The organism is Suttonella ornithocola (assembly GCF_001889065.1).
Taxonomy (GTDB): domain Bacteria; phylum Pseudomonadota; class Gammaproteobacteria; order Cardiobacteriales; family Cardiobacteriaceae; genus Suttonella_A; species Suttonella_A ornithocola.
This window is the reverse complement of the sequence record NZ_LWHB01000148.1, coordinates 1-11,395: the sequence shown is the minus strand read 5'-3', so window position 1 is coordinate 11,395 and position 11,395 is coordinate 1. Positions and strand designations below refer to the sequence as shown.

The window sequence follows — 11,395 nt, the reverse complement described above, 5'->3', positions numbered from 1 at the left end:
AGGAACTGTGCAATTTCTTTAAGTGTTTTTTTCTTAGCCGGTGTTGGAAAGAGTTGCCGTGGCCATTGGTAGCTGTAGCTAATATAGCCGCTACTGTTAATGGCTGCTTGAATGTTGTAACTGAGAATTTTCATAGCAAAGTGTCAGAATAGATTGGGGGTAGTGTATAAAGAAACGGTCGAAAACAAAACCGCTTTGTTTTAGAAACTGTTTTTTGATAGTGCTTATTTATAATATATTTTTGGCATTTGGTTAAAGGATAGTCGTGTCTGCTTCGGGTATGTTGTTTATTTGTCATCTTATCTTGGCATTATTCATTAGCATGCGGGTCATTTATAGTCGTCGTTCGACAGATGCTGCATTAGGTTGGTTGGTGTTTTTATTTGCGGTGCCGTATTTGAGTACGTTGTTGTATTTACTGATTGGTGAACCAAAACTCGGCAATAGACGGATGAAGCGTATGGCGGAAATCAATGCTTTTTATGATGAATTTACTCAGCATATTAAGATGCCCGTAAAGTCTGATAGTGATGTTAAAAATATTCCTGAGCGTTTCCAGCAAATTTCGTTATTGGTCACACATCGTAGCGGTTTGGACTTAGCGGCTGGAAATTCTGTGAAGTTACTTTCAGATAGCGATGCGATTTTATCTCAATTAGCAGAAGATATTGCTAAGGCGAAAAAAACGGTTCTGCTAATGTTTTATATCCTAGAGGGAAAAGGTCGAGTTGAGCAGGTTTTAGAAGCATGAATGGCAGCGACGCAAAGAGGGATGTTATGTCGTTTGCTGGTGGATGATGTAGGAAATGCTATTTTACAAGTGATTCCATCTGCACCTTCACAAAAATATCATATATATTATGTATGAAATGATTGTTTGTGCACTTCATGCAGCACAAAAATCTATCATGATTACAACGTCTTATTTTGTTCCTGATGAAACGCTATTGTTGGCATTAACTACCGCAGCAAAAAGAGGTGTTGATATCGTCCTTATTTTGCCAAAGAAAAGTGACGCTTGGCTGGTAAGTAAAGCTTCTCAAGCGTATTATCAAATGCTATTAGACGTTAGTGTAAAAATTGTTGTCTTTGATAAGAGACTTCTGCATACTAAAGCCATCGTGATTGATGAAGTCTTTGCATTTTTTGGTACAGTTAACATGGATATGCGAAGCTTCTATTTAAATATGGAAGTCACATTGGCTGTGTATGATGTTGAAACTGTTCAAACTATCTTGGTGTTATTAAAAAGTTATTATCAGGAGAGTCATCCTGTTATTTTGAAGCATTGGCAGAAACAGCCTTATTTTTCAAGGTTTATTGAAAGATGTGTCCGTTTAATTAGTCCATTATTATAAGGAGAAAATGTGAGGGTCATTCCAATAGTATGCTTGATTGCTAGCATCTCTACTGCTATGGCAGAAGAAAATTATTGGCAAAAAGTCATTCGACCACCAGAAGCGTTGTCTGATAAATTACCAGAGATTACTTTGGAAGGACCAAAGGATAATCTTGTTGAAGAAATTCCTGATCATATTTTAAAAACTAATGACCGTTTTTTTACGATTAGCATTGAGAATGACTTATTTGGTTCGGGAGTGGATAGAGATTACACAAATGGCTTGAGATTTGGGTATGCCAATGTTGGGCAAGAGCAACCTGCTTTTTTACATTGGTTAGATAGAGCACTGCCAATGTTTACCATTAACAAAACTACTACAAGTTATTATTCCTTGGGTCATAATTTATATACTCCTCATACGATAAAAGAGAGTGGCTATATTAAAAATGATCGTCCTTATGCAGCATTTCTATATGGTTCGGTAGGTATGAATACAATCACAGAGAACCATATGGATGATGTCGAGCTGACTTTGGGTATTGTTGGACCGTCGGCAAAAGGAAAGCAAATTCAGAGGGAGTTTCATAAATTAAAAGGCGTTGATAAACCAAAAGGATGGGCGCATCAAATTCATGATGAGCCCGGTGTTATGCTTTCTTGGGAGCGTTCGTATCCGGGATATTACGGCGCTAAAATTGGAAATAGCATATATACGCGAGTAAATCCTCATTATGGTGTAACAGTAGGGAATGTTTATACATATGCTAGTGCAGGTATTAGCCTAGATATTACGCCTCGCAATATGCCTTGGCAGGCACAACCTGTTCGTGTTAGACCGGCGTTACCAGGTAGCGGTTTTTTTGAAACACCAGATAGCGGACATAGTTGGATGATTTTCGGCGGATTAGATACTCGATGGGTGCTTCGTAATATCTTTTTAGATGGCAATACGTTTAAAGATAGTCATAGCGTTAAGAAAAAACCATTTGTCTTAGATGCGGCCATTGGCGCGGCTTATACTTATCATCAAATGCGTTTTACCTATACAATGAATTGGCGTAGCAAAGAGTTTGATAGCGAGCATTCTAGGAGTGCTATTTTTGGCTCTATTTCATTAAATTATCGTTTTTAACGATAAAACATTATTTAAGAAAATAAAACCTTGCAAAAAAAAGGTAAGAAATCTACAATGCTGCGCTTTTTAAGCAAACATATTTTGGAGTTCCTAAAATGAAGAAAGATATTCATCCTAATTATCGCCCTGTTGTTTTTCAAGACAATAGTGCAGATTTCGCTTTTTTGACACGTTCTACAATCGAAACAAACGAAACGATTAAATGGGAAGATGGTCAAGAGTATCCATTAGTTCGTGTAGATATTAGTAGCCAATCACATCCGTTTTATACTGGTACACAAAATATCGTTGATACCGCTGGTCGTGTTGACCGCTTCCGTCGTAAATACGGTAAGAAATCTTAACCCTTGCTTGACCGATATCCTTCATTGGGGTAACTTAACATTTAGTTATCTTACAATGGAGGATATGAATGAGTCAGCGCACAGTTACCTTAGTTGACAAAGTTAATCAAAAAGAAGTTGAGCTTCCTGTAATTGAGCCTGTATTAGGACGTCCAGGAATAGATATAGCAAATTTGCCTAAAGAAGCCGGATATTTTACTCATGATCCGGGTTTTGGAGTAACTTCTTCTTGTGAAAGTAAAATTACTTATATAGATGGTGCTGCTGGAAAGTTAATGTATCGTGGCTACACCATCGAATCTCTCTGTAACGCCAATATTTCTTTTTTAGATGTTGCCTATCTTCTTTATCATGGTGAATTGCCAAATAAAGCACAAAGTGAAGAATTTGAACAACAAATAAAGTTCTACCGTATGTTGAATAAGCGCGTTCAGAATTTCTTTGAAGGTTTTCACTACGATGCGCATCCAATGGCAATGATGACTGGTGTCACAGGTTCTCTAGCGGCCTTTTATCATGACCGTCTAGATATTAACAATCCTGAAGACAGATATATTACGGCTATGCGTTTGATCGCAAAAATGCCAACTATTGCAGCCAGTACTTATAGACACTTCCGTGGTTATCCATTTGGTTACCCTAAAGAAGAAGACGGATATGCAGAGCATTTCTTACGCACTATGTTTGCAAGACCAGGCAGCCGTTTTGCAGTTGATCCATTGGCAGTAAAAGCACTTAATTTATTATTTATTTTACATGCTGATCATGAACAAAATGCCTCTACTTCTACCGTAAGATTGGCCGGTAGTACGGGAACAAATCCTTATGCAGCAGTAGCTGCAGGTATTGCAGCTTTATGGGGAACTGCTCATGGAGGTGCTAATGAAGCTGTATTAAATATGCTTGATGAAATTGGCGATGTTAAAAATATTGATAAATTCATCGCTCGTGCAAAAGATAAGGAAGATCCGTTCAAACTGATGGGATTTGGTCATCGTGTTTATCGTAACTATGACCCTAGAGCAAAAATTATTCAGAAAGTTTGTTATGAAGTTTTAGAACATTATGGTAATGATCCTAGAATGGAATTAGCTATGAAATTAGAAGAGGTTGCACTCAAAGACGATTATTTTGTAGAAAGAAAACTTTACCCGAATGTTGATTTTTATTCAGGAATTATTTACAGTGCCTTAGGAATACCTGTAAATATGTTTACCGCCATGTTTGCAGTTGCGAGAACAGCAGGTTGGGTAGCACATTGGAATGAAATGATTAGTGAAGGCTATCGTATCGGCAGACCTCGTCAAATGTATATGGGCGAAAAAGAACGTAGTATCTAGTACCGTGGCTTAAGTCCCGGCAACTAAAAGGAGTTAATAATGTTGGGAAATCCCGATCTTATCGGTATCGATATCGGTCAATATGCTATAAAGATTGCTCGGCTGAAAAAGTCGGGCAAATCTTTTGTCTCAAACTTTTTAGGCTATGAAATTGTTCCGAGTACTGTTCGTGAAAGTAAAGACCGACAAGCTTTAAAAGATTTTATCTCTCAAATTCTTAAATCTAAGATTTATAAGCTAACAAAAGGTCAGCCAGTCATTCATGTTAATGTGGGTGATACCATTATGAGAAATGTAATGGTGCCAGAAGATGTTTCTGCAGAAGGGCTAGAAGGTGCAATTGAGTTAGATTTAAGTCCAGCACTACCATTTAGCATTGATCAAGTCTATTTTGATTTTGAAAATCAGCCGGGGAAAGACGGTTCTTATTTAACAATTGCTTCTAGACGAGATATAGTAGATGCTAAAACAGCTCTATTCGCTAATAAAGCAAAAACATTATTAACACCGCAGGTGGATGTTGATGTTTTTGCATACGAAAGGTTAGTGGAAAATCTTATCCAAGCTGGAGAAGTTTCGGGTTCAACAGTAGCTATATTGGATATTGGATATAATCGTTCTCGTTTATTTGTCTATCAAAATGGTCAATATGTTTTTGCTCGAGAACCACAAATAGGTGGTAATCAGGCCACGGAAGTGATTAGAGATATTTATGATATTGATATGGAGACTGCTGAAACACGAAAATTAAATAAAGCTTTTGGCGCTGAATATAATGACAGTGTTTTAACTCCTTATAGTCATTCTTTAGCAGAACAAATCAACTTAGCTATAGATTTTTATGAAGCCAGTAGTGCAGAAGCAACAAAGTTGGATTCTATTTATCTAACAGGTGGTGGCTCTCAACTTCAAGATCTAGTTCCAGCACTCAAAACGCTTTTAACTGTTCCTACAGAATTATTATCTTTATCTTCTCATATAAAATTACAGTCTGGGCAAAGCGAACTCCTTCAATCTGGACTGAATCATGGGTTGGCAATTGGTTTAGCTATGGAGGGTAAATAAATGGCAAGAAAGTTTAATTTACAACCATGGCGTGCTCAATTAAGAGAGCAACAGAAAAAACAATTCATTACAATCTCTATGGTCACTGCCTTGGTTACCGCTGGGTTGTGCTTTGGTTATTATTTTTATAAGAAAACTTACAAGGAAGACCAAGACGCGGCAATATCTACATTAAATAATGAAATAGCAAGCTTAAAAAAAGCAGAACAACAAGTTAATCATGCGAAAAAGCTACAAGAAGAAGTGACTAAACAAATTCTTGTTATTCAAGGATTGCAAAATCAGCGTTCTTTGACAGTAGAAATATTAAATTATCTAGCCACCAAAACACCAGAGTCTGTTTTTATCAATGCTATTAATTTTACGAGTGATGTTCAAAAAGGTAGCAGTATACTGACGATTGAAGGTGTTGCTGAAAATGAGAGTGGCGTAGCTTCTTTTATGTCAATTCTTCAAAAATTCCCGAAATTTTCTCAAATTCGATTAGATACTATGAAGCGAGCTGAAAGTAATGAACGGTATAATGTAACGGATAATACAGGTGTAAGAACGTTTACTTTGGTTGTTACGGTTTTACCAAATTCACCAATTGAGCTTAATCTACTTTCAGATAAGGAGTAAGCAAAATGAAATTTGTTTCCCCATCCCAAATTGATATGAATAATCCAGGTAGTTGGCCAATTTATTATAAAGTGATTGCTTGGATTATTATTGTTGTATTGATTATATTTTTAGCTTACCGATTTATGATTACTCCTGTAGAAGAAGAAATTCAAGCAAATGAAACTAAAATCGAAAATGCCAAAAATGATTATCAAAGACTGTATCAATATACTTTGGATTTGAGCTATTATAAAAAGCGGTCGGAAGAATTGATTGAACAGTTAAAAACTCAGTTAGCATTTTTGCCAACACAGAGTCAAATGCCTGAGTTAATCAATAGTGTTTATGAAGCTGCGATAGATAACGATATCAATATCGGCGATTTTACGCCAGCTAAAAATGCTATTGTTCAAGAATATTACGATATTTCTTCTATTTTTATGGCGACAACTACCTATTTTGAAAACTTTTCAAAATTCACTGAGCAATTAACAAAATTAGAACGAATTATGAATATTGCAGATGTATCAATGACTATAGCGCCTGCTAATAGAGATAAAGATAGTTCGCTATTTTGGGCTAATAATGCTATATCTGTTACTGGGCAATTGCAGACCTATATTTATAACCAAGATATTGAAAAATTAAGCCGTGGTGAATTACCTGATGACGATAAAAAAGGTAAATAGGTGAAATATGAATAAGTCTTTATATAAACTATTATTGATTCCTTCGTATTTGATGTTATCAGGCTTTCTTCTTGAAAGTCCTCAAGAGGAAGTAGGTCAATTTATTCGAAATACGCAAAATCAGATGAAAGCTAGTCATAGAGTGGATCTCCCCCCAATTCCCAATATTCCTACCTATCAGCCATTTGAATATCAAGGAGGTTCTTTAGATCCATTTAAATTAAAACCTTTTGTAACAGATGCTGCAGTTGATTTAAAACCTGAGGCACAAACTTGTGAGTCAGCAGACTGTGGAGATCCACCTCCTATGCCTCATGAACCTTATTTTCTAGAAGGGTTTGATTTGGATAAGTTAAGAATGGTAGGAACTGTCGTAGATGGGAAAAAACGGCAATCTGTTCTTATTGCAACACCGGATGCCGGAGTTACTGAAGCAAAAGTTGGAGAATATTTAGGAAAAAATAATGGTCGAATAATGAGTATTTATCCCGATCACATAGTAATCCAAGAAAAGCAGAAAGTTCCACGTGGGTGGCAAAATAGAATGACAACTTTGGAATTATTTAATTAATATTTTAAGTATAGGATGACTCATGAAAAAGGTTCTTTGTTTAAGTATTTTACTTGCCACTTCTGGCAGCTTCGCTGCAGCAATTAGTTCCGTTACTACTGCTGTTAATGCGCAAGGTGATTATCAAATTATTTTTAAAAATGCAAGCGTTACGCCAAGTGTTTTTAACACGAATTCTCCGGCCGGTATTGTTTTAGATTTTCCTAATACAACTTCAGCTTTAAAAAGTAGGGAAACTGACATCAATCAAAATGGAATATATTCTGTCAATGTTATTCAAGGAGATAATAAAACTCGAGCAGTAGTGAACTTAGCTTTACCAACGAAGTATACTGTTAATTTAGTTGGAAAAGATGTTTATGTAACCGTACCTCAAATCCAGCAGACGGTAGGAAAAAATAATTTTTCCGTACCTGCTACCGCACAACCAGTAAAATTAAATGTATCTTCTACCATAACTAATAATTCTTCTTATAAAAATAATAAAATTCAAACGGCTAGCGTACCCGATTTAGCACCAATGTTTCACAAAAATGGGAAAAATGGGGGAGTATTATCATTTACTTTACCAGATAATGATGCTTTGGTAAGTGTTAAAACGGAAGGTTCTAACATTGTTGCAACGATTGCTAACTATATGGTTCCTAAATCTGGACAAAAAAGATTAGATGTTGCAGATTATGGTTCTCCAGTGCGGTATGTTGATATTACCCGTAAAGGTGCCGATACGCGGTTAACCGTAAATATGGGACGTAATGCGTATGAATATGTCACTTATCAAAATGGCAATACTTATTCTATAGAAGTAAAAAAACCTTCAGAAGATGAAGCTGCAAGAAAAGTGCGTGAATTATCAGGTTTTGGGTCAGATAAGGTTTATACAGCGCGCGCGTTATCATTAAATTTCCAAGATATTGAAGTTAGAGCTGTTCTTCAAATTATTGCAGAGTTTACTAATAATAATATCGTCGTCAGTGATAGTGTTACTGGTAATATTACTTTACGCTTAGACAATGTTCCCTGGGATCAAGCACTAGATATTATTATGAAAACAAAAGGACTAGCGATGCGTAAAGTGGATAAAGTTATTTATATTGCGCCTGAATCTGAACTAAATGATATGGAAATTAAAGCTTTACAAGCATATCGAGAGAAACAGTTTTTACAACCGTCACATACAGAACTGATTCAATTAAAATATGCAAAAGCAAGCGATATTGCTAAAATTATTGAAGATTCTAAAAAATCCATATCCGCAAGTACTGACGGGAATTCAATGAAAACTAGTGAAGATACTATTCTTTCTGCAAAAGGTAGTATTGCAGTTGATGCTCGTACCAATACCTTATTGGTCAATGATATTCCTTCTCGAATTCAAGCAGTAAGAGATTTAGTCGCTAAATTAGATGAGCCAGTACGTCAAGTCATGGTAGATTCCCGTTTAGTGATTACCACAGATAATTATCAAAGAGATTTGGGAACGCGATTTGGTGTCACTTTTCAAAGGGGAGATGTAACTGGCAGTGGAACACTTAATTATGCGGGTCATTATAATGGTACTGGAGATGAAGCTACTTTAGCAGAACGTCTAGGGGTTAATTTACCAGCTCAAAGTAGAGTAACTCCGGGTTCCTATGGTATTTCTATTTTAGGCAGCGATGTATTGGTAGATTTAGAGTTGCAAGCGATGCAAGCTGAAGGTCGCTCTGAAATTATTTCTAGTCCAAGAGTAGTTACGCAAGATGGTTACAAAGCACTCGTGGCTGCTGGTCAGGAAATTCCTTATACATCTGTAAGTGATAATGGTACGCAGACTTCATTTAAAGATGCTAAGTTAAGTATGGAAGTAACGCCAAGAATTGCGCCTAATGATCGGGTCAGTATGGAAATCCATATCACTAAAGATCGTGCAGATTATGCAAATACAGTAAATGGTGAACCACCAATTGATACCAACGAAATTCAAACTAAGGTAGAAGTAGAAAATGGTGAGACCATTGTTTTAGGGGGTATTTATGAGCAAGAGCAAGGAACTTCGGTTAATAAAGTACCTTTATTAGGAGATATTCCTGTTCTTGGGCATGCATTTAAAAATACAAATAAAGTTTTCACTAAAAATGAATTGTTAGTATTTATTACCCCAAGAATTATTGATAGAAAACTCACTGATACTGATAAGTTTTCAAATTTGCGCGAATAATCATTTCTTTTTATAATCAGGAGCCCCTGCTTGGGGCTCTTATTTTTTATATAGGATATAGTATGTCTTATGAAGCTGTTATTGGATTGGAACTCCATATTCAACTTTCTACTCAAAGTAAGCTTTTTTCTTCTTCTCCGACAAAATTTGGCGCTGCTCCAAATACGCAAGTAAACGAGATAGATTTAGGTTATCCGGGGGTTTTGCCTGTATTAAATAAACAAGCTGTCAAATATGCAATACTATTCGGTTTAGCTTTGAATAGCGAAATCAATCAATCAGCAATATTTATGAGGAAAAATTATTTTTATCCAGACCTACCTAAAGGTTATCAAATTAGTCAGTTAGAAAAAGCGATTATTTTGGGTGGAAATATTTATTTAGAAGCTTTTAATAGAGAAGTTCGTATTAATCGCGGACAATTAGAAGAAGATGCAGGGAAATCTGTTCACGATGCTTTTTCTGATAGAACAGGAGTTGATTTAAATAGGGCAGGTGTTCCCTTAATTGAATTGGTTTCTGAGCCAGATATGCGTAGCGCTGAAGAAGCCGTTGCTTATATGCGTAAAATTCATCATTTGGTGCGATATTTAGGGATTAGTGATGGAAATATGCAGGAAGGTTCTTTTCGTTGTGATGCAAATGTTTCGATTAGAAAAGTAGGTACAGATGTATTAAACGAAAGAGTGGAGTTAAAAAATATCAATTCATTTCGTTTTGTTGAGCAAGCGATAAATATTGAAATTGAGAGACAAATAGCGGTTTTAGAGGCTGGAGAAACCGTTGTTCAGGAAACACGATTGTTCGATCCGGATAAGTTAGAGACCAGAACTATGCGGACAAAAGAAGATGCTAATGATTATAGATATTTTCCAGATCCTGATTTGTTAACCTTATCTGTTGATGATGATATGATTAAAATGTTGACTGAGGAACTTCCCGAGTTACCAGAGCAAAGAAAAGAAAGATATTCAAAAGATTATCATTTGTCAGAAGAAACCATTCAGTTTTTAATCCAAGACCGTTTTACGGGTAATTTTTTTGATAGTATCAATCACAAAGTGCAAGATGCTAAGATTTGTGTAAATTGGATGCAAAATGATTTAGCAAAATTATTAAACGAAGGGAATTTGAGTTTTTCAGAAAATAAAATTAGCGATATTCAATTTGCAGAGTTGCTAGGAAAAATTAAAGAAAATATTATTTCTGCAGCTGATGCTAAGAAGGTATTAATAGAGTTATGGAATAATAGTTCATTATCGGTAGATGATATTATTGAACAAAAAGGTTACAAGCAAGTTAATGATGATAGCCAAATTGAAATTTGGGTTGATGAGGTATTAGCCTCTTGTGTAGAACAAGTTTCTGCTTATCAAAATGGACAAGTAAAAATGTTAGGCTTCTTAGTTGGACAGGTATTGAAGAAATCTCAAGGAAAGGCTAACCCTAAAGTAGTTAATCAAATGTTGGTGAATAAATTAAGTTAATCGTAAATAAAAATCATATCTTTCGTAACAATATAATTTATTTGAATAAATTATATTGAAATACTGTGAGAGAAAATTATATAGTATGAGACCTTTGTAAAAAAAACATAAAATAGAGAAATTTCATTTTTTTAAATTTTAAAAACATATTAAAATCATAGTGTGAATTTTTCTACTAGTAGCAAAGGTCTCAGTATATATAGTGAAATCATCTAAAACCCAATCCAATCCAATCCAATCCAAAGCAGATAAAAGCATAAAGTATCAATACAATCCATCCGCCATTCTTTGCGTATTTGCTTAATCCAAGCCCACATCTTTTCAATAGGATTTAAGTCTGGACTATAAGGGGGTAACCAAACTATCTCATGCCCATGCTCTTCAATGATTGCTTGAATATCACTGCGTTTATGAAAAGCGGCATTGTCCATGACAATTACACTGTTTTTAGGTAACTCAGGTAACAGTGCTTCTCTCACCCAATGAGAGAAAATATCGCTGTTAATAGAACCATCATATAAGCGTAAGGCAAACAATTCTCCATTGATAATGGCTACCAATCGCATTGCTCTGGTTCTTTAAATGCCAGTTATCACTTCCATGACAAACTTGTCCTTTT

12 protein-coding genes are annotated in these 11,395 nt (G+C 35.6%); 11 read left to right on the top strand and 1 reads right to left on the bottom strand.

Annotation, left to right across the window (positions count from 1 at the left end):
• Positions 1-265 precede the first annotated feature (265 nt).
• The 11 genes from A5N85_RS16220 (at position 266) to gatB (ending at position 10,776) form a co-directional block, all read left to right on the top strand.
• Positions 266-751 (top strand): PLDc N-terminal domain-containing protein, encoded by a 486-nt coding sequence (locus A5N85_RS16220; protein WP_211268174.1) that lies wholly within the window; start codon positions 266-268, stop codon positions 749-751.
• Positions 752-860: 109 nt separating this feature from the next.
• The gene (locus A5N85_RS16215) at positions 861-1,358 is read left to right on the top strand and encodes a phospholipase D-like domain-containing protein (protein ID WP_072577237.1); all 498 of its coding nucleotides are present in this window, start codon (positions 861-863) and stop codon (positions 1,356-1,358) included.
• A 9-nt stretch (positions 1,359-1,367) separates the two neighbouring features.
• Positions 1,368-2,474 (top strand): lipid A deacylase LpxR family protein, encoded by a 1,107-nt coding sequence (locus A5N85_RS10830; protein ID WP_072577236.1) that lies wholly within the window; start codon positions 1,368-1,370, stop codon positions 2,472-2,474.
• A 98-nt stretch (positions 2,475-2,572) separates the two neighbouring features.
• Positions 2,573-2,821, top strand: coding sequence for a type B 50S ribosomal protein L31 (locus tag A5N85_RS10825; RefSeq protein WP_072577235.1), 249 nt, complete (start codon positions 2,573-2,575; stop codon positions 2,819-2,821).
• Between the two features lie 68 nt (positions 2,822-2,889).
• Positions 2,890-4,161: a citrate synthase gene (locus A5N85_RS10820; protein ID WP_072577234.1), complete on the top strand. Its 1,272-nt coding sequence runs from the start codon at positions 2,890-2,892 to the stop codon at positions 4,159-4,161.
• 39 nt (positions 4,162-4,200) lie between these two features.
• The gene (gene pilM, locus A5N85_RS10815; protein ID WP_072577233.1) at positions 4,201-5,226 is read left to right on the top strand and encodes a type IV pilus assembly protein PilM; all 1,026 of its coding nucleotides are present in this window, start codon (positions 4,201-4,203) and stop codon (positions 5,224-5,226) included.
• The gene (locus A5N85_RS10810) at positions 5,227-5,847 is read left to right on the top strand and encodes a PilN domain-containing protein (protein ID WP_072577232.1); all 621 of its coding nucleotides are present in this window, start codon (positions 5,227-5,229) and stop codon (positions 5,845-5,847) included.
• Between the two features lie 5 nt (positions 5,848-5,852).
• On the top strand, positions 5,853-6,518 hold the full coding sequence (locus tag A5N85_RS10805; protein WP_072577231.1) for a type IV pilus inner membrane component PilO: 666 nt from the start codon (positions 5,853-5,855) through the stop codon (positions 6,516-6,518).
• 7 nt (positions 6,519-6,525) lie between these two features.
• A complete protein-coding gene (locus A5N85_RS10800; protein WP_072577230.1) occupies positions 6,526-7,089 on the top strand; it encodes a pilus assembly protein PilP in 564 nt (187 codons plus the stop codon).
• A gap of 22 nt (positions 7,090-7,111) precedes the next feature.
• Positions 7,112-9,289: a type IV pilus secretin PilQ gene (locus A5N85_RS10795; protein ID WP_072577229.1), complete on the top strand. Its 2,178-nt coding sequence runs from the start codon at positions 7,112-7,114 to the stop codon at positions 9,287-9,289.
• Positions 9,290-9,351: 62 nt separating this feature from the next.
• Positions 9,352-10,776 (top strand): Asp-tRNA(Asn)/Glu-tRNA(Gln) amidotransferase subunit GatB, encoded by a 1,425-nt coding sequence (gene gatB, locus A5N85_RS10790; protein ID WP_072577228.1) that lies wholly within the window; start codon positions 9,352-9,354, stop codon positions 10,774-10,776.
• 212 nt (positions 10,777-10,988) lie between these two features.
• On the opposite strand, the gene A5N85_RS10785 is transcribed toward gatB, so the two are convergent.
• Positions 10,989-11,342: a transposase gene (locus tag A5N85_RS10785; RefSeq protein WP_072577227.1), complete on the bottom strand. Its 354-nt coding sequence runs from the start codon at positions 11,340-11,342 to the stop codon at positions 10,989-10,991.
• Positions 11,343-11,395 lie beyond the last annotated feature (53 nt).

What these genes read in the sequence shown, in the direction of transcription:
- A5N85_RS16215 (WP_072577237.1), top strand. Translation starts at nt 861, where the DNA reads ATGTATGAAATGATTGTTTGTGCACTTCATGCAGCACAAAAATCTATC.
- A5N85_RS10825 (WP_072577235.1), top strand. Translation starts at nt 2,573, where the DNA reads ATGAAGAAAGATATTCATCCTAATTATCGCCCTGTTGTTTTTCAAGAC.
- A5N85_RS10820 (WP_072577234.1), top strand. Translation starts at nt 2,890, where the DNA reads ATGAGTCAGCGCACAGTTACCTTAGTTGACAAAGTTAATCAAAAAGAA.
- pilM (WP_072577233.1), top strand. Translation starts at nt 4,201, where the DNA reads ATGTTGGGAAATCCCGATCTTATCGGTATCGATATCGGTCAATATGCT.
- A5N85_RS10810 (WP_072577232.1), top strand. Translation starts at nt 5,227, where the DNA reads ATGGCAAGAAAGTTTAATTTACAACCATGGCGTGCTCAATTAAGAGAG.
- A5N85_RS10805 (WP_072577231.1), top strand. Translation starts at nt 5,853, where the DNA reads ATGAAATTTGTTTCCCCATCCCAAATTGATATGAATAATCCAGGTAGT.
- A5N85_RS10800 (WP_072577230.1), top strand. Translation starts at nt 6,526, where the DNA reads ATGAATAAGTCTTTATATAAACTATTATTGATTCCTTCGTATTTGATG.
- A5N85_RS10795 (WP_072577229.1), top strand. Translation starts at nt 7,112, where the DNA reads ATGAAAAAGGTTCTTTGTTTAAGTATTTTACTTGCCACTTCTGGCAGC.
- gatB (WP_072577228.1), top strand. Translation starts at nt 9,352, where the DNA reads ATGTCTTATGAAGCTGTTATTGGATTGGAACTCCATATTCAACTTTCT.
- A5N85_RS10785 (WP_072577227.1), bottom strand. Translation starts at nt 11,342, where the DNA reads ATGCGATTGGTAGCCATTATCAATGGAGAATTGTTTGCCTTACGCTTA.